This is a genomic window from Pseudomonas nitroreducens, assembly GCF_010994165.1.
GTDB classification, from domain to species: Bacteria; Pseudomonadota; Gammaproteobacteria; order Pseudomonadales; family Pseudomonadaceae; genus Pseudomonas; species Pseudomonas nitroreducens.
Genome location: NZ_WMBX01000005.1, coordinates 447,264 through 464,914 on the forward strand (window position 1 = coordinate 447,264; position 17,651 = coordinate 464,914).

Consider the following 17,651-nt stretch of genomic DNA (forward strand, 5'->3'; position numbering starts at 1 on the left):
CATTCGCCGTTCAGGCCAACGCGCGGGTGCTGTAGGCCTCGGTGCGGTATGGGAAGGCAATTTCGCTGCGCCCTTTCAGCGCCGGGTGCGTGGCGATCAGCTCGTGCAGCTGATCGGCGACACGCTGCTTCTGCTCGTCAGGCAGCGCCGCGATGAAGCTCACCGAGAGGGTGCGTGCGACTATGACCTGCTCCGGCGGGCCGAGGTGCTGGTAGCTGAACTCGCGCAACCGCAGTTCCTCGAAACGCGCCCCGGCAAAGGCGCGGCGCCATTGCCCGGTGTGGAAGCGCGGCGTGCTGCCTTCGTAGCGCTCGAGAATCCGCGTCACCTGGGCCACCCAGTCGACCCGCTCGTCGCGCACGTTCCAGACCAGGCCAAGATGGCCGCCCGGCCGCAGGACGCGATGGATTTCCTCCAGCGCCCGCGCGTCGGCGAACCAGTGGAAGGCCTGTGCGCAAGTCAGTGCATCGATGCTCTCTGCCGCCAGAGGTATCGCCTGTGCCGTGCCATTCAGCGCCTTCACGGCAGGCAGCGCCGCACTGAGCTGCTCCCGCATCGCTGCCACAGGCTCGATGGCAGTGACCTGCGCCCCCGTGCGCAGCAGTAGCGTGGTGAACTTCCCGGTGCCTGCACCAAGATCGACAACGCTCCTGCCCGCGCCGATCTCCAGCTCTTCGCCGAGCCAGCCCAGCAGCTCGTCGGGATAATCCGGACGCCCGTGGGCGTAGGTCTTAGCTTCGCGGGAGAACCCCTCCCGCGCACTGCCGTGTACATCCGTCATCGTGCCTCCAGAGCCCGTCCGGCCGGAGCACCAGCGCTCAGCGGAACCGGCAGGCTTTTCCGTCCAGATAACTACGGTAGCAGCTGAGCAGGCGCGATTCCTTGATAAGGCAGCGCTTCTGCCGGCATTCGCTGGAGAACTCGAAGCGACCGCCATCCGGATCGGCCAACTGGATGCGGATCGCCGGCCAGCCCTTCTTCGGCGCCTTTTCCGGGGTACTGAGCACGCGGTTTTCATTTTCCACCAGCGCGGCGCCCGCTTCGGCATAGTCGAAGACGAACAGCAGGGTGCGCGAGGTCTTCAGCGTGCACTCCTGGTGCGTCAGGCAGTTCTGCGCATCCACGGGCAGATCCACGGGCGGCTTGGGCGCTGGCGCGGGGGACTGTGCCGGGGACAGCGAACAACCCGCGAGAAGCGCCAGCAGCAAGACGGAAAACAAGGCGCGCAACATCGGCGATTTCCTTCTGGCGAATACGAAAGAGCCCCGCAGGGCGGGGCTCTTCAACTCTTCAACTCTTCAGAAACAGAGCGAGAGCGGGAACCGGGTTCGAGATCAGTTGACCTTCGACACCAGCTCACCCTTGGCGTAACGCTGGAACATGCCTTCCAGGGAGATCGGCTTGATCTTCGAGGCATGGCCGGCGGTGCCGAAGGCTTCGTAGCGAGCAATGCAGATATCACGCATGGCGACGATGGTCTTGGCGAAGAACTTGCGCGGGTCGAACTCGCTCGGCTGCTCGGCCATCATGCGGCGGATGGCGCCGGTGGAAGCCAGGCGCAGGTCGGTGTCGATGTTGACCTTGCGCACACCGTGCTTGATACCTTCGACGATTTCCTCGACCGGCACCCCGTAGGTTTCCTTGATGTCGCCGCCGAACTCGTTGATCACCTTCAGCCACTCTTGCGGCACCGAGGACGAGCCGTGCATCACCAGGTGGGTGTTGGGGATGCGCTTGTGGATTTCCTTGATGCGCTCGATGGAAAGCACGTCGCCGGTCGGCGGCTTGGTGAACTTGTAGGCGCCGTGGCTGGTGCCGATGGCGATGGCCAGGGCGTCGACCTGGGTCTTCTTGACGAAGTCCGCAGCCTCTTCCGGGTCGGTCAGCAACTGGCTGTGATCCAGCACGCCTTCGGCGCCAACGCCGTCTTCTTCGCCGGCCATGCCGGTTTCCAGGGAGCCCAGGCAGCCCAGCTCACCTTCCACGGACACACCGCAGGCATGGGCGAAGGCAACGGTCTGCTGGGTCACGCGGACGTTGTACTCGTAGTCGGCCGGGGTCTTGCCGTCTTCCTTCAGCGAGCCGTCCATCATCACCGAGCTGAAGCCCAGCTGGATGGAGCGCTGGCAGACGTCGGGGCTGGTGCCGTGGTCCTGGTGCATGCACACCGGGATGTGCGGGAATTCTTCAATGGCCGCGAGAATCAGGTGGCGCAGGAAAGGCGCACCGGCGTATTTGCGGGCACCGGCGGAGGCCTGCACGATCACCGGGGAATCGGTCTTGTCGGCCGCTTCCATGATGGCGCGCATCTGCTCCAGGTTGTTGACGTTGAAAGCCGGAACGCCGTAGCCGAACTCGGCGGCGTGGTCCAGCATTTGGCGCATGCTGATGAGTGCCATGGTCTTCGCTTCTCCCAGAAGTCAGGCTCGGTTACACGAGCCCCTTAACTACATGTTTGGAAGCCTGCCGCAGGGACAGGCCGTGTTCAAGCCTTCCGGCGCACGCCGGACAATCGGCGCTCAGGGCGCCTTGCAACCACGGCCGATCAGGTCGTTGCTCTCGACCCAGTAGACCAGGCCCTGGTCGCCTTTGATGCTCAAGCCGATCAGCCCGTCGCTATAGAAAGCGCCGGAACCGCCGGGTTCCTCTTCCAGGTGATGGACCACGTCGTCCTCACCCAGCTTCAGGTCGACCACCGACTTGCTGGGATCGACGTAGCGCCACTGCACCTCGGCCTTGCTGTCGCAGACCCAGTGGTTCCAGCCACTACCCGAAGCCGCCTTGCCGCCGGACGAATGGCTCGAGCAGCCCGCCACCAGCAATAGGGCCAGGGCCGGGACGATATAACGCAGCATCGGGCGACTCTCCTTCGGGCGGACGCGCCGCCGGATATCCAATGCGCCAGATTGCCCGTCCCGCCGCAGGAACGCCAGTGCCGCCTACGCCAGGGCGCGGGCGGCACTGCCAGTTCGTGAACCCGACCGCCGGACGAGGCCTCAGGGGCAGTTCACCGGCTTCTGGTCAGGGGTCGGATCGCCGCTGCTCTGGCTTTCCACCCGCTCGCGGTTCTGGTCCGAAGGCACCATGACCGAGGGCGGGCTCATCACTTCACAGGTACTGGGCGTCCCGCCGCCTCCGGCGCAACCCACCAGCACGAGGCAAAACGACAACAAAGGGGTGACAGCTCGCATGACCGTTCTCCTTGGCATCCATACAAGGCTTGTGACCCGAGGATGCCGCGGAGGTTTGCTTTACTGTCGCCCGGCAACGCCCCAGGTCAGGCCTTGGCGCGCTGTTCCAGCACTTCGACGGCCGGCAGGACCTTGCCCTCGACGAACTCGAGGAAGGCGCCACCACCGGTGGAAATGTAGGAAATCTGCTCGCCGATGCCGTACTTGTCGATGGCAGCCAGGGTGTCGCCACCGCCGGCGATGCTGAAGGCGGAACCTTCGGCGATGGCCTTGGCCAGGGTCTTGGTGCCTTCGCCGAACTGGTCGAACTCGAACACGCCGACCGGACCGTTCCAGAGGATGGTCCTGGAAGTCTTCAGCAACTCGGCGAACTGGGCCGCCGTCTTCGGACCGATATCCAGGATCATGTCATCGTCGGCCACGTCAGCAATGTCCTTGACGGTAGCAACGGCAGTCTCGGCGAATTCCTTGGCAACCACCACGTCCACCGGCAGCGGTACGCTGACCTTGGCGGCAATGGCCTTGGCGGTATCGACCAGGTCGGCCTCGTACAGGGACTTGCCGACCTTGTGGCCTGCCGCGGCAAGGAAGGTGTTGGCGATACCGCCACCGACGATCAGTTGGTCACATATCTGCGCCAGGCTGTTCAGCACGTCGAGCTTGGTCGACACCTTGGAGCCGGCGACGATGGCCGCCATCGGGCGCGCTGGATTACCCAGCGCCTTGCCCAGGGCTTCCAGTTCGGCGGCCAGCAGCGGGCCAGCGGCAGCGACCTTGGCGAACTTGGCTACACCGTGGGTGGAACCCTCGGCGCGGTGGGCGGTGCCGAAGGCGTCCATGACGAACACGTCGCACAGGGCGGCGTATTGCTGGGCCAGCTCGTCGGCGTTCTTCTTCTCGCCCTTGTTGAAGCGCACGTTCTCGAACAGCACGACTTCACCCGGCTTCACCTCGACGCCGCCCAGGTAATCCCTGACCAGCGGCACGGTGCGGCCCAGGGCCTTGGACAGGTAGTCGGCGACCGGCTGCAGGCTGTTCTCTTCGGAGAATTCACCTTCGGTCGGGCGGCCCAGGTGCGAGCAGACCATTACCGCCGCGCCCTTCTCCAGGGCCAGCTTGATGGTCGGCAGCGAGGCCAGGATACGCGCGTCGCTCTTGACCACACCGTCCTTCACCGGAACGTTGAGGTCTTCGCGGATCAGTACGCGCTTACCTTGGAGGTCGAGGTCGGTCATCTTCAACACGGTCATGACAGTCAGTCCTGTAGGGGCTGTTTGATTAACGTTCAGTAGCGGCGACGTGCAGGAAGTGCCCTGCGGTGTCGAGCATGCGGTTGGCGAACCCCCACTCGTTGTCGAACCAGGCCAGCACGTTCACCAGGCGAGGGCCGGAAACGCGAGTCTGGCTGCCATCGACGATGGCCGAGTGCGGGTCATGATTGAAATCGCAGCTGGCGTGGGGCAGCTCGGTGTACGCCAGCAGGCCTTTCAGCGGGCCTTCGGCGGCAGCCTGGCGCAGCACGCGGTTGATCTCCTCGGCGGACGTATCGCGGGAGACCTGCAGGGTGATGTCCAGGGCCGAGACGTTCACCGTCGGCACCCGAATGGCTTTGGCCTGGATTCGCCCGGCGAGTTCCGGCAGCAGGCGCTCAATGCCGCGCGCCAGCCCCGTGGACACCGGGATCACCGACTGGAAGGCCGAACGCGTGCGGCGCAGGTCTTCGTGGTGGTAGGCGTCGATCACCGGCTGGTCGTTCATCGCCGAGTGGATGGTGGTGATCGAGACGTACTCGATGCCCACGGCCTCGTTCAGCAGCTTGAGCAGCGGCACGCTGCAGTTGGTGGTGCAGGAGGCGTTGGACACCAGCGTCTCGGCGCCGGAGAGCTCTTGCTGGTTGATACCGAAGACCACGGTGGCGTCGATATCCGCCTCGCTGGCCATCGGCTGCGAGAACAGCACCCGCGGCGCACCCGCGGTGAGGAAGCGCTCACCATCGGCGCGGGTGTTGTAGACGCCGGAGCATTCCAGCACCAGGTCGATGTCCAGGGCGCGCCAGTCGATCGCCTCGGGTTCGGCTTCGCGGAACACCTTCACGCAGTCGCCGCCCACATGCAGGCAGCCGTCGGCCACGCTCACCTCGCCGGGGAAGCGGCCGTGGGTGGAGTCGAAGCGGGTCAGGTATTCCAGGCTGGCCAGGTCCGCCAGGTCGTTCAGCGCGACGATGGAGAAACCGGCCTTGGCGCCGCGTTCGTGCAGGGCACGGAACACGCAGCGGCCAATACGGCCGTAGCCGTTGAGGGCAACTCGGTAAGGGCGCTTGGACATTGTTATCCCTTGGTGATCGCTGCCGGGGCGTAACGCACCCCGGCAGGCTCAGGCGCTCGTCAGGCTTCGAGCAGCTCGGCGGCGACTTCCAGCACGTTCTCGACGGTGAAGCCGAAGTGTTCGAACAGCGCCGGGGCCGGGGCCGACTCACCGAAGGTGGTCATGCCGATCACGCGGCCTTCCAGGCCCACATACTTGTACCAATAGTCGGCGTGGGCCGCTTCGATGGCAATGCGCGCACCGACCTGTACCGGCAGCACGGCCTGCTTGTAGCCGGCGTCCTGCTGGTCGAAGACGCTGGTGGACGGCATGGAGACCACGCGCACCTTGCGGCCTTCGGCGCTGAGCTTGTCGAACGCCTGCACGGCCAGGCCGACTTCGGAGCCGGTGGCGATCAGGATCAGTTCCGGCTCGCCGTCGCAGTCTTTCAGCACGTAGGCGCCACGGGCCACATCGGCCAGTTGGGCGGCGTCGCGCGGCTGGTGCGGCAGGTTCTGGCGGCTGAAGATCAGTGCGGACGGGCCGTCAGCGCGCTCGATGGCGTACTTCCAGGCCACCGCGGATTCCACGGCATCGGCCGGGCGCCAGGTGTCCAGGTTCGGGGTCAGGCGCAGGCTGGCCAGTTGCTCGATCGGCTGGTGGGTCGGGCCGTCTTCGCCCAGACCGATGGAGTCGTGGGTGAACACGTACAGCACGCGCTGCTTCATCAGGGCGGACATGCGCACCGCGTTGCGGGCGTATTCCATGAAGATCAGGAAGGTTGCGCCGTAGGGGATGAAGCCGCCGTGCAGGGCCACGCCGTTCATGATGGCGCTCATGCCGAACTCGCGCACGCCGTAGAACAGGTAGTTGCCGTTGGCATCGTCGGCGCTCACACCCTTGCAGCCCTTCCACAGGGTCAGGTTGGAACCGGCGAGGTCGGCGGAGCCGCCCAGCAGTTCCGGCAGCAGCGGGCCGAAGGCGTTCAGGGCGTTCTGGCTGGCCTTGCGGCTGGCGATGGTCTCACCCTTCAGGGCGACGTCGGCGACGTAGGCAGCAGCCTTCTCGGCGAAGTCGGCGGGCAGCTCACCGGCCACACGGCGCTCGAACTCGGCGGCCAGTTCCGGGTGCGCGGCCTGGTAGGCAGCGAAGCGCTTGTTCCACTCGGCTTCGCGGGTGGCGCCCCTGTCCTTGGCGCTCCACTCGGCGTAGATGTCCGCCGGGATTTCGAACGGGCCGTGGTTCCAGCCCAGTGCGGCGCGGGTGGCGGCCACTTCGTCAACGCCCAGGGCGGCGCCATGGCTTTCTTCCTTGCCCTGCTTGTTGGGCGAACCGAAGCCGATGATGGTCTTGCAGCAGATCAGGGTCGGCGCGTCGCTCTTGCGGGCGGTGTCGATGGCGGTCTTGATCTCGTCGGCGTCATGCCCGTCGACGTTGCGGATCACCTGCCAGCCGTAGGCTTCGAAGCGTTTCGGGGTGTCGTCGGTGAACCAGCCGTGGACTTCGCCATCGATGGAGATGCCGTTGTCGTCGTAGAAGGCGATCAGCTTGTTCAGACGCAGGGTGCCGGCCAGCGAGGCGACTTCATGGGAGATCCCCTCCATCATGCAGCCGTCGCCCAGGAAGGCGTAAGTGTAGTGGTCGACGATGCTGTGGCCGTCGCGGTTGAACTGCGCAGCCAGTACTTTTTCGGCCAGCGCCATGCCCACGGCATTGGCGATGCCCTGGCCCAGCGGGCCGGTGGTGGTCTCGACGCCAGCGGTATAGCCGTACTCCGGGTGGCCCGGGGTACGCGAGTGCATCTGGCGGAAGTTCTTCAGGTCATCGACGGTGACGTCGTAGCCGGTGAGGTGCAGCAGCGAGTAGATCAGCATCGAGCCGTGGCCGTTGGACAGCACGAAGCGGTCGCGGTCGGCCCACTGCGGGTTGCTCGGGTTGTGCTTGAGGTAGTCGCGCCAGAGGACTTCGGCGATATCCGCCATGCCCATGGGGGCGCCAGGATGGCCGCTGTTGGCTTTCTGCACGGCATCCATGCTGAGTGCGCGGATGGCGTTGGCTCGCTCACGACGGCTGGGCATCGCTGAATCTCCTGCGGGGGCTGCTTCGAAAGATCGAAGGGAATGAAAAAAGGCCGGTATTTTCGCCCAGCCGGGCCCTGTGGGGCAATGACAGATCGGCAGATGCCTGACACAGGGCACCGGTTTATCGCCGTGGGCTGATCAAAAACCACTCATCCGGCAATATCAAAACTTTTTGATACAGCCCTTGCCGACCCCGAAGGCCATGACTAGACTGCGCAACCCATGAGTCTGCGCCTGCCCGAAATCCGCCACGACGATTGCGACCAGTTGGCTGCCCTGTGCAAGGCCGGCGGCGACCCGCTGCGGCTGAACGTGCTGCGGGTGCTGGCCAATGATTCGTTCGGCGTACTGGAACTGGCGCATATCTTCGGCGTGCGTCAGTCGGGCATGAGCCATCACCTGAAGGTGCTGGCCCAGGCCGGCCTGGTCGCTACCCGTCGCGAAGGCAACGCGATCTTCTATCGCCGCGCCCTGCCCCAGGGTGAAAGCCTGGGCGGCACGCTGCACGGGGCGCTGCTCGAAGAAGTGGACGAACTGGCGCTGGCCGATGACGTCAGCGCCCGGGTCGACGGCGTACACGCCCAACGTGCCGCCGTGAGCCGCGACTATTTCGCCCGTAGTGCGGAGAAGTTCCAGGCGACCCAGGACCTGATCGCAGGACTGCCGCAATACCGCGAAAGCGTACTGGCGCTGCTCGATGCACTAAGCTTCGCCGCCGGCGCCACGGCGCTGGAAGTCGGCCCCGGCGACGGCGGGTTTCTCCCCGAGCTGGCCCGGCGTTTCGATCAGGTCACGGCGCTGGACAACAGCGAGACCATGCTTGCAATGGCGCGGCAACGTTGCGCCAGCGATGGATTGAACAACGTCCGGCTGCGGCTGGGCGACGCCCTGCAGGACGTCGATGACGCGGCGGACTGTGTGGTGCTGAACATGGTGCTGCATCACTTCGCCGCACCGGCGGAGGCCATGAAGCAGCTGGCACGCCTGGTGAAACCCGGTGGCAGCCTGCTGGTGACCGAACTCTGCAGCCACGACCAGAGCTGGGCCCGCGAGGCCTGTGGCGATCTCTGGCTGGGGTTCGAACAGGAAGACCTGGCCCGCTGGGCCGACGCCGCCGGGCTCGCGTCCGGCGAAAGTGTGTACATCGGTTTACGCAATGGCTTTCAGATCCAGGTGCGGCACTTCGCCAAACCGGATTCGCGAAGCGTCCTCACCCACCGGTAAATGATAGGAACCGTTAGATGAGCGAATACTCAGTTTTCACCTCCGAATCCGTCTCCGAAGGCCATCCGGACAAGATCGCGGACCAGATTTCCGATGCGGTGCTCGACGCCATCATCGCCAAGGACAAATACGCCCGCGTGGCCTGCGAAACCCTGGTGAAGACCGGTGTCGCGATCATCGCCGGTGAAGTCACCACTTCCGCCTGGGTCGACCTGGAAGAGCTGGTGCGCAAGGTCATCATCGACATCGGTTACAACAGCTCCGAAGTCGGCTTCGACGGCGCCACCTGCGGCGTGCTGAACATCATCGGCAAGCAGTCGGTGGACATCAACCAGGGCGTCGACCGCGCCAAGCCGGAAGACCAGGGCGCTGGCGACCAGGGCCTGATGTTCGGCTATGCCAGCAACGAAACCGACGTGCTGATGCCCGCACCGATCTGCTTCTCCCACCGCCTGGTGGAGCGCCAGGCCGAGGCCCGCAAATCCGGCCTGCTGCCGTGGCTGCGCCCGGATGCCAAGTCCCAGGTCACCTGCCGCTACGAAGGCGGCAAGGTCGTCGGTATCGACGCCATCGTGCTGTCCACCCAGCACAACCCGGAAGTCAGCTACAAGGACCTGCGCGAAGGCGTGATGGAGCTGATCATCAAGCAGGTGCTGCCGGCCGAACTGCTGCACAAGGACACCCAGTTCCACATCAACCCGACCGGTAACTTCGTCATCGGTGGCCCGGTGGGCGACTGCGGCCTGACCGGCCGCAAGATCATCGTCGACTCCTACGGCGGCATGGCCCGTCACGGCGGTGGCGCGTTCTCCGGCAAGGACCCGTCCAAGGTCGACCGTTCCGCCGCCTACGCCGGCCGCTACGTGGCCAAGAACATCGTCGCCGCCGGCCTGGCCGAGCGTTGCGAGATCCAGGTGTCCTACGCCATCGGCGTGGCCCAGCCGACCTCCATCTCGATCAACACCTTCGGCACCGGCAAGATCAGCGATGACAAGATCATCCAACTGGTCCGCGAGCACTTCGACCTGCGTCCGTACGCGATCACCAAGATGCTCGACCTGCTGCACCCGATGTACCAGCCGACCGCAGCCTACGGCCACTTCGGTCGCAACCCGTTCGAAATGACCTACGACGGTGACACCTTCACCGCCTTCACCTGGGAGCGCACCGACAAGGCTGCCGCCCTGCGTGATGCCGCCGGCCTGTAAGGCCCGGTAGCAGGAAAAAGCCCCGCCTCGGCGGGGCTTTTTCGTTTCTGATCGCCCACAAGCCTTGGCGAAAAATCCACGCTCATTCCGGCATCAATCGCCGCTTTCGGCTCCTAGCCTTGCGGGTTTCCACTGCACGGTCTCTCGCCATGCTCCGCCTCGTCATCACCTTGCTGCTTTGCCTTCCTCTTACCGTTCGTGCCTGCCCCGACTGGCCGGCCGAGCAGGTGCCTCGACAGATCGAGGCACTCCGCGGACAGCTGACGCAGTGGGATGACGCCTACCACCGGGACGGAAAGTCCCCCGTGGCCGATGAGCTTTACGACCAGGCACGCGAACGACTGGCGCAGTGGCGGGACTGCTTCCCTCAAGTCCGTGTTGCCCCCGAGTCACCGCTGGCCAACAGCGCGGGGACGATTCGCCACCCCTTCCCCCACACCGGCCTCGACAAGCTTCCCGATGCCTCGGCCGTGCGCAGTTGGCTGGCCAACCGCTCCGATCTCTGGGCGCAACCCAAGGTCGACGGCGTAGCGGTCACGCTGATCTACCGCGACGGTCGCTTCATCCAGGCAATCAGCCGCGGCGACGGCAGCGCCGGGCAGGACTGGACCGCCAACGCGCAACGAATCGATGCTATCCCCAGGCAGTTACCCGGCGAACCAGGCGATCTGGTGCTGCAAGGCGAGCTGTACTGGCGACTGCCACAGCATGTGCAAGCGTTGCAGGGCGGTTCGGGTGCCCGCGGCAAGGTCGCCGGCCTGATGGCCCGCAAGGATTTGGGCGACCAAGGCACACAGATCGGTCTGTTCGTCTGGGAGCTGCCGGAGGGTCCGGTGAAAATGCCGGATCGTTTGGCACGACTGCGCCAGCTGGGATTCGATGACAGCGCCGACCTGACCGTACCGGTGGCTGGGCAATCTGAAATCGAGTCCTGGCGCGAACGCTGGTATCGCCAGCCGCTGCCCTTCGCCAGCGATGGCATTGTCATCCGCCAGGGCCGCCGGCCACCGGGCAAGGCCTGGAGTGCACAGGCGCCGGGCTGGGCGGTGGCGTGGAAGTATCCACATCAACAGGCACTGGCGGAGGTTCGTCGCGTGGCGTTCAAGGTCGGCCGCAGTGGCCGGGTGACACCTGTGCTGCATCTGGCCCCGGTAGAGCTGGACGGACGAACCATCAAGCGCGTCGGCGTCGGCTCGCTCAAGCGCTGGCGCAGCCTGGACATCCGCCCTGGCGACCAGGTCGCCATCGCCCTCGCCGGACTGACCATTCCTCGCCTGGACGGCGTGGTCTGGCGCTCGCCGAATCGCCCCAAAATAGCCGCGCCAGAAGACGGCCAGTTCAACGCCCTCTCCTGCTGGCAGCCCATCGAGGGCTGCGAGGAACAGTTCCTCGCCCGCCTGGAGTGGCTCAGCGGAAAGAGCGGGCTGGGGCTAGCCGGTGTCGGACCGGGCACCTGGAGCAAGCTGCACGAAGCCGGGCTGCTGACGGGAATACTCGCCTGGATGACGCTGACGCCAGAGCAACTGAGCCAGGTTCCCGGACTCGGTGAGCGAAGTGCAGCGAGTCTGCACCAGCAGTTCCAGCTCGCTCGCCGGCGATCGTTCGCTACCTGGCTGCGTGCACTGGGTGCACCGTCCCCCAACGCCCATCCCGAGGGAGACGACTGGCCCGCGCTGGCCGCTCGCGACGCAGTGCAGTGGCAGATGCAACCAGGCATAGGCAAGGTGCGCGCGGCACAACTGGAAGCCTTCTTCAAAGCGCCGGCAGTCGTGCAATTGCGCGAGCAGTTGCACGACCTCGGCGTTGCCGGTTTCTGAGCGCCTCAGCGCATCTGGAAGGCTTCCTGGTGGAAGCGGTTGCCCGGCATGCCCTGGCGGCGCAGGTCACGGCGCAGCAGTTCGGCCAGCGCCTGCGGGCCGCAGAACCACACGCTCGGCCACCGCCCTCCTACACCGGGCTGCAGACCCAGATCGGCTGCCTGCAGGTAACCTTCGCTCTCGCTGTAATGCACACGCAGATCGATACGCGGCAATTTCGCACACAACTCACGCAGGCGGCCGGCATAGATGGCATCGGACGGCGAGCGCACGCAGTACAGCAGCGTCACCTCCGGGCTGTCATCCGGCCGCTCCTGCAGTGAGTCGAGCCACGCCAGGAAGGGTGTAATGCCGATACCACCGGCGATCCAGACCTGCCGCTCGCCCTTGTCGCGGCGGAAGTCGAAGCGGCCGTACGGCCCTTCCACCTTCACCGGGTCTCCCACCTTCAGTCCATCCTGAAGGCGCTGTGTGTAGTCCCCCAATGCCTTGATGCTGAAACGCACTTCGCCGTTGCCCAGGTCGCCGCTGGAAATGGTGAAGGGATGCTGGCCTTCCAGGCGATTGCAGGTGAGGAAGGCAAATTGCCCGGCACGGTGCTGCCAACGCCCCTGCAGCTTGCAGGTCACTTCCAGCATTCGCTCGCCTGGGCGGTCGACCGCCACCACGACACCCTCATGGGTGCGCCGGCGGCCGATCTGCCCGGTCAGCGACCAGAGCGCACACAGGCTGCCCACCGCGGCGCAGAGCGCGACCAGCCAGCCGACCGGTTGCGCCCAGTAGCCCGCCGGCGCCAGCACCACGCCATGGAAGGCGAGCACCAGATAGACCACGGCGAGGGTTTTGTGGACATAGCGCCACAAGTGATAGGGGAAGCGCTGCCAGAGCGTGATGACCAGCATCGCCGCCAGCAACCAGGCCGACCACTCGCCCAGGTCCTTGGCCGAGCCGCGGAATACGTCGAGGAAGGTTTCCACCCTCGGCCCCTTGGCCGGCTTGGCGATGAACTCGGCGAGCAGCGGCCCACCCAGCTCCATCAGGTAGTGCAGCAGGCCCAGCACGATGGCCAGGATGCCCGCCCACTTGTGCGCGCGGTACATGCGGTCGAGGCCGTCGAGGGGCTTCTCCAGCCACACCGGGCGCACCGCCAGCAGCATGATCAGCGACATCAGCGCGAATGACGCGACGCCAGTGAAGAGAATGGCCTGCTTGCGCACGACCCAGATATCCAGCGTCGCCGGCGGGTCGACGAACAGGGCGAGGCCAAAGGTGGCCGCCACGGCCAACAGTACGATCCAGATGAGTTTCATGACTTCTCCTTGGAGCACTGACTTAGTGCACCCACATGGAAGCTGAAGGGTTCCTCTGAATTATCCCTTAATTTCGAAGGGCCTTTAGGGTCGTACCGGTGATGCCATGATCCATGTCAAACGCATCATCCTTCGTTATGCTCGGCACTTTCCTACGGCAAATATAAAAACAACCATGCGCCTTCGCGTTCTTTCCGACCTCCATCACGAGCACTTTCCCAACGGTTATCGCCAATTGCCGCAGACTGTGTCGGACATCGTCGTACTTGCCGGAGATATCCACGAACACTTGCAGGGGCTGCACTGGGCGCGCGAGGAATTTCCTGATAGCGAGATCATCTACGTCGCCGGCAATCACGAGTTCTATCACTCAGACTTGCCCGAACTGACCCAGGCCATGCGCAATCTGGCGCAGGCATTGAATATTCACTTTCTGGAAAAGGACGCCGTGGTCCTGGGCGGCGTACGCTTCCTTGGCGCCACGCTGTGGACCGACTTTCAGCTCTATGGCGCGCATGCGTCGGAACTGGCCTACGAGCAGGCCCAGTTACTCATGCCGGACTTCCGTACGATCGACTACTTCGCCCAACCCTTCACCCCAGGCATGAGCGCCGATATCTGCGCGTCGACCTGTCGGTGGCTGGAGGCGGAACTGGCACAGCCCTTTGCCGGGCCCACGGTGGTGATCACCCACCACGCACCCAGCGCGCGCTCGATTCCTCCGCATTACGTGGGCGATGCGCTGTCGCCGGCCTTCGCTTCCAACCTGGAATCACTGGTCGAGCGCTGTGACCTGTGGATCCACGGTCACGTTCACGAATGCCTGGACTACCACGTCGGCCGGGGTCGCATCGTCACCAACCCCGGCGCCTACCCCGGCGAGGACAGCGGTTTCGATCCCTGTCGGGTGATCGAACTCTAGAACGGCTGCCCGCTATGTGGCTGCTCGCCAGGTGATAGCTCGCTGAAGAACCGCCAGATTTCAGCCGGCCCATCCAGTTGCGGGTCGACCTGGCCAAGCATGCGCGGCGGCCGGTAAAGCGGCTGCGAAATCAGGTGCCCTCCACCAAACACCGTCACCAGCTCCACGGGCGGCCCGTCGCCGGCAGCCCAGCGCTGGCGCTGCGTCCACACCGGCCCCGGCAGGGTCAGCTTATCCACCTGCGGCTCGCCTCCCTGGCCGTTGCGCCGCGCCAGTGCAAGAGCAGAGTCCTCGGCAGAGAGCACGTTGCCGCGATCACCGAAGCCAAACAGCGTGACCCGGCCGCCCGCGTAGGGATTGATGGGGTCCCGCGTGCCATTCATCAACAACGCCGCCCTGGGCTGCTCGGCGGGACGGCAGGCGTCGTTGTCGGCGCTCGGCAGGCTGGCAGCCACGGCGGCGACGCCAGCGACCTTGTCCGGCGCTTCCGCCGCCATCCGCAAGGCCATCTGCCCGCCATTGGAATAGCCCGTGACGAACACCCTCGCGGGATCGACGCCGCGCTCGCGCTGCAGGCGCGCGATCATGTCCGAGAGAAAGCCGACATCATCGATGTTCAGTTGCCGGGCGCTGTAGGAGGCGACCCGCCGGCAGTCGTTCCAATGGCCTTCGAAACCATCGGGGTAGAGCACCAGAAAACCGTCGCGATCTGCCAACGCGTCGAAACGGTAGCCGCTGTCGCGGCGCATGCGCTCGCCGTTGCTCTGCGAGCTGTGCAGCACCACCAGCAGCGCCGGGCGCTCGGCCAACTTCTGCGGCACGTAGAGCACGTAGCTGCGGCGTCGCTGCCCCTGGCGCAGCGAGGCATCCTCACTGCTGCCGGTCAGCGTTGGTCGCTGCATCAGCTCGCCGGGCACGTACCACCAACCGCCCACCAGCAGCGCCAGTACCAGCAGCGCGATGAGCCCCTGCACGATCCGCATCGCCACCCGCATACCGCTTCTCCTTGCCCGCCCGGCGGGCCTTGCGAGTCCGGGCCAGATTCGGAGGCATTGCCCTGGGGCAGCCCCTGGCGCTCCCGTCCATGGCAAACTCTAGCCGTTGACTCCAACGTCATAGTGTTTGGTAACCAAGGACTCCGAAAATGTTCCGAAGCTCTGCCCTGATGGCCGCCGTTCTCGCCCTCGGCTGCGCCAGCCCGCTACTCGCCGCCGAGACGTCCGGGCAACCGCTGACCGGCTGCGCCGCCAAGCGCGCCGCTCTCGAAACCCAGCTCGAACAGGCCAAGGCCCAAGGCAACGGCAACCGCATCGCCGGCCTGCAGACCGCCCTGGAGAAGGTGAAGACCTATTGCACCGACGCCAGCCTCACACAGGAGCGCAAGCAGAATGTGCTGGACGCGGAGAAGGAAGTCGCCCAGCGCGAGAAGGACCTGCGCAAGGCGATGAACAAGGGTGACGCCGAGAAGATCGAGAAGCGCAAGGACAAGCTGGCCGAAGCCCGCGCCGAACTGGAGCAGGCCAAGCGCGAACTGGAGGAGTGAACCTGTAGGATCGAACTGGCTCGTTCGCGAGTCAGCTCGCCCCTACAAGGAAGCGCCCGTCAGAGCGCGCGGAATTTCTTGTGGCAGGCCTCGCAGGCGTCTTCCACCGCGGCGAAGTCCTTGCGCACGCCTTCAGGCGTCGGCGCGGCATTGCGGGTGTTTTCGCCCAGGGCGCGGACGGCCTGTTCGAAGGTCTTGGCGTCGGCCTGGAACTCCAGTTGGCGCTGCCAGATTTCCGCCTTGGCGCGGGTGTCGTCGCTTTCCACCTTGTCAGCTGGCGGCTGGGTCGTGGGGAAGTACTGCCAGGGCTTGTCGGCCAGTTCGCCCAGCTTGGTCGAATTGCTCCGGAACTTGTCCGCGTCGAAGGGAATTCGCCCGCGCAACATGCCGCCCATGTCCTCGCTGGTCTTGAGCATCTCCTTGAACACCGCCTGGCGCTTGTACTCCGGCGAGTTGGGGTCCAGGCGATGGCAGCCGGCAAGCGCGGTACCGGCCAGCAGCAGAACGAGCAGGGTCTTCAACTTCATGGGGGACTCTTGTAGGACGGCCAGACACGGAAGCGCTGGATTATCCGCCCCGTTCCCCGAATGATCCAGACCGCGTGCCGGTCGCTGCGGCCATCCGCCGCAGCGCCGTGCCATTCGTTCAGCTGCCGTTCAGGCAGCCTCGGGTCAGGCGGAAACGACGAAGTTCGCGATGATCAACGCCATGCCGAGGAACCATGCCAGCGAGCGCAGCATCGCCAGGTCGGCGATGTAGAAGATCAGGTAGAGCAGGCGGCTGGTGACCCAGGCGATGGCCAGGCGGTCGATGGTGGCGGGTTCGGCATTGTTCACCACGTAAGCGATGATTACTGCCGCGGCGAAGGCCGGGGTCACCTCGAAGCTGTTCATCTGGAAGGCGTTGGCGCGCTTGCGATAGCCCTCCAGGCTGGCGAGGAAGGTGCGCGGGTCGTGGTTCTGCCGGGGGCCGAAGCCGCCGCCAGTGAACTTGGCGATGCTGGTGCCGACGTAAGGCAGGAAGATCGCGATCAGGACGCACCAGAAGGCAATGGGCATGGCGGGACTCTCGTCGAGGGGAAAGCGCGCAGCTTAGGTCATCGCCGCACGCCGCGTCCTTGACCGGCTTGGCGACCTTGTCCGTAGCACGAGCCAATCCTCAGAGTTTCATCACCAGCATGCCCGCCAGCACCAGGCTGCACGCCGCCAGACGCGGCAGGCCGAAGGGTTCCTTGAGGAAGCGCATGCCGAACAGCACCACCAGCAGCACACTGGTCTCGCGCAGCGCGGCGGCCTCGGCGATGGAGCCCAGCTGCATGGCCCAGAGCACCAGCCCGTAGCTGAGCAGCACGCAGAAACCGACGCTCAGGCCGAGCTTCCAGTCGTTGATCCAGAACTTGGCGAAGGCTCGGGTGCGCCCGCACAGCGCCACCAGCGGAAATGGGAGGCCCGACAGCAGCGACAGCCAAACCAGGTAGTCCAGCGGCTTGGGCCAGAGCTTGAGCGCGTTGCCGTCGGTCCAGGTGTAACTGCCGATGCACAGGCCCATCAGCAGCACGGTGGGATAGGCGATCCACGGCAGCTTCGAGCCGCCGCCGCCCTTGAGCAGGAACAGCATGCCGACCGGGATCAGCAGGATGCCGAGGATCTGCTTGCCGGTCAGGTGCTCGCCGCCGAAGTAGAGGGTCAGCGCCAGCACCACCAGCGGCGACAGCCCGCGCATCAGCGGGTAGACCAAACCCAGGTCGCCGACCTTGTAGGCCTGGATCAGCAGCACGCGATAGACCAGTTGCAACGACACGGCGGCCAGCAGCCAGGGCCAGACTTCGGCAGGAGGAATCTCGAGCCAGGGCAGCAGGAGCAGCGCGGCGGCGAGGCCGACCATGTCCATGCAGGCAACCACCAGCAGGCGGTCGTTGCTGAACTTGACGAGGGTGTTCCAGGTAGCGTGCAGCAGGGCGGCCAGCAGCACCAGGGTAGTGGCAAGCACGAAAACGAACTCCTGGTATAGACCAGATCAATTCTACCCTGAGCCACCCCATGCCGGGCAAG

Annotated in this window: 18 protein-coding genes; 5 read left to right on the top strand and 13 right to left on the bottom strand. The window is 65.2% G+C overall.

Features of this window, described 5'->3' with window-relative positions:
• Window positions 1–10 precede the first annotated feature (10 nt).
• From GJV37_RS23605 to tkt, 8 genes are all read right to left on the bottom strand, one after another.
• Window positions 11–781: a class I SAM-dependent methyltransferase gene (locus GJV37_RS23605; RefSeq protein ID WP_024764152.1), complete on the bottom strand. Its 771-nt coding sequence runs from the start codon at window positions 779–781 to the stop codon at window positions 11–13.
• 37 nt (window positions 782–818) lie between these two features.
• The gene (locus GJV37_RS23610; RefSeq protein WP_170858969.1) at window positions 819–1,232 is read right to left on the bottom strand and encodes a hypothetical protein; all 414 of its coding nucleotides are present in this window, start codon (window positions 1,230–1,232) and stop codon (window positions 819–821) included.
• 102 nt (window positions 1,233–1,334) lie between these two features.
• Complete coding sequence (gene fba, locus GJV37_RS23615) at window positions 1,335–2,399, bottom strand: class II fructose-bisphosphate aldolase (RefSeq protein WP_024764154.1); 1,065 nt, start codon at window positions 2,397–2,399, stop codon at window positions 1,335–1,337.
• Between the two features lie 120 nt (window positions 2,400–2,519).
• Window positions 2,520–2,855: an MliC family protein gene (locus GJV37_RS23620; RefSeq protein ID WP_065327929.1), complete on the bottom strand. Its 336-nt coding sequence runs from the start codon at window positions 2,853–2,855 to the stop codon at window positions 2,520–2,522.
• A gap of 141 nt (window positions 2,856–2,996) precedes the next feature.
• Window positions 2,997–3,191, bottom strand: a complete 195-nt coding sequence (locus tag GJV37_RS23625) for a hypothetical protein (RefSeq protein ID WP_024764156.1) — start codon at window positions 3,189–3,191, stop codon at window positions 2,997–2,999.
• An 86-nt stretch (window positions 3,192–3,277) separates the two neighbouring features.
• Window positions 3,278–4,441 (bottom strand): phosphoglycerate kinase, encoded by a 1,164-nt coding sequence (locus GJV37_RS23630; protein ID WP_169887128.1) that lies wholly within the window; start codon window positions 4,439–4,441, stop codon window positions 3,278–3,280.
• 28 nt (window positions 4,442–4,469) lie between these two features.
• Window positions 4,470–5,516, bottom strand: coding sequence for an erythrose-4-phosphate dehydrogenase (epd, locus tag GJV37_RS23635; RefSeq protein ID WP_170858830.1), 1,047 nt, complete (start codon window positions 5,514–5,516; stop codon window positions 4,470–4,472).
• Between the two features lie 59 nt (window positions 5,517–5,575).
• Window positions 5,576–7,573, bottom strand: coding sequence for a transketolase (gene tkt, locus GJV37_RS23640; RefSeq protein WP_170858829.1), 1,998 nt, complete (start codon window positions 7,571–7,573; stop codon window positions 5,576–5,578).
• A 225-nt stretch (window positions 7,574–7,798) separates the two neighbouring features.
• On the opposite strand from tkt, the gene GJV37_RS23645 reads away from it, so the two are divergent.
• From GJV37_RS23645 to ligB, 3 genes are all read left to right on the top strand, one after another.
• Window positions 7,799–8,800, top strand: a complete 1,002-nt coding sequence (locus GJV37_RS23645; protein WP_024764160.1) for an ArsR/SmtB family transcription factor — start codon at window positions 7,799–7,801, stop codon at window positions 8,798–8,800.
• Between the two features lie 17 nt (window positions 8,801–8,817).
• Entirely contained in the window at window positions 8,818–10,008 is a 1,191-nt protein-coding gene (gene metK / locus GJV37_RS23650; protein ID WP_024764161.1) for a methionine adenosyltransferase, read from the top strand.
• Window positions 10,009–10,157: 149 nt separating this feature from the next.
• The gene (gene ligB, locus GJV37_RS23655) at window positions 10,158–11,825 is read left to right on the top strand and encodes an NAD-dependent DNA ligase LigB (RefSeq protein WP_170858828.1); all 1,668 of its coding nucleotides are present in this window, start codon (window positions 10,158–10,160) and stop codon (window positions 11,823–11,825) included.
• A gap of 5 nt (window positions 11,826–11,830) precedes the next feature.
• Here the strand turns inward: ligB and GJV37_RS23660 are convergent, their stop codons facing one another.
• Window positions 11,831–13,135 (bottom strand): ferredoxin reductase family protein, encoded by a 1,305-nt coding sequence (locus tag GJV37_RS23660; protein WP_170858827.1) that lies wholly within the window; start codon window positions 13,133–13,135, stop codon window positions 11,831–11,833.
• Window positions 13,136–13,310: 175 nt separating this feature from the next.
• Here GJV37_RS23660 and GJV37_RS23665 point away from each other — a divergent pair, with 175 nt between their 5' ends.
• Entirely contained in the window at window positions 13,311–14,057 is a 747-nt protein-coding gene (locus tag GJV37_RS23665; protein ID WP_170858826.1) for a metallophosphoesterase family protein, read from the top strand.
• Here GJV37_RS23665 and GJV37_RS23670 read toward each other — a convergent pair.
• Entirely contained in the window at window positions 14,054–15,052 is a 999-nt protein-coding gene (locus tag GJV37_RS23670) for a CE1 family esterase (RefSeq protein WP_169887124.1), read from the bottom strand. The genes GJV37_RS23665 and GJV37_RS23670 overlap by 4 nt on opposite strands.
• Window positions 15,053–15,201: 149 nt before the next feature.
• On the opposite strand from GJV37_RS23670, the gene GJV37_RS23675 reads away from it, so the two are divergent.
• Complete coding sequence (locus GJV37_RS23675) at window positions 15,202–15,600, top strand: DUF1090 domain-containing protein (protein ID WP_024764166.1); 399 nt, start codon at window positions 15,202–15,204, stop codon at window positions 15,598–15,600.
• A gap of 59 nt (window positions 15,601–15,659) precedes the next feature.
• Here the strand turns inward: GJV37_RS23675 and GJV37_RS23680 are convergent, their stop codons facing one another.
• The 3 genes from GJV37_RS23680 to GJV37_RS23690 form a co-directional block, all read right to left on the bottom strand.
• Complete coding sequence (locus tag GJV37_RS23680) at window positions 15,660–16,127, bottom strand: c-type cytochrome (protein WP_065327936.1); 468 nt, start codon at window positions 16,125–16,127, stop codon at window positions 15,660–15,662.
• Between the two features lie 144 nt (window positions 16,128–16,271).
• The gene (locus GJV37_RS23685) at window positions 16,272–16,658 is read right to left on the bottom strand and encodes an MAPEG family protein (RefSeq protein ID WP_170858825.1); all 387 of its coding nucleotides are present in this window, start codon (window positions 16,656–16,658) and stop codon (window positions 16,272–16,274) included.
• A 100-nt stretch (window positions 16,659–16,758) separates the two neighbouring features.
• Entirely contained in the window at window positions 16,759–17,589 is an 831-nt protein-coding gene (locus GJV37_RS23690) for an EamA family transporter (protein WP_193452983.1), read from the bottom strand.
• Between the last annotated feature and the right edge of the window lie 62 nt (window positions 17,590–17,651).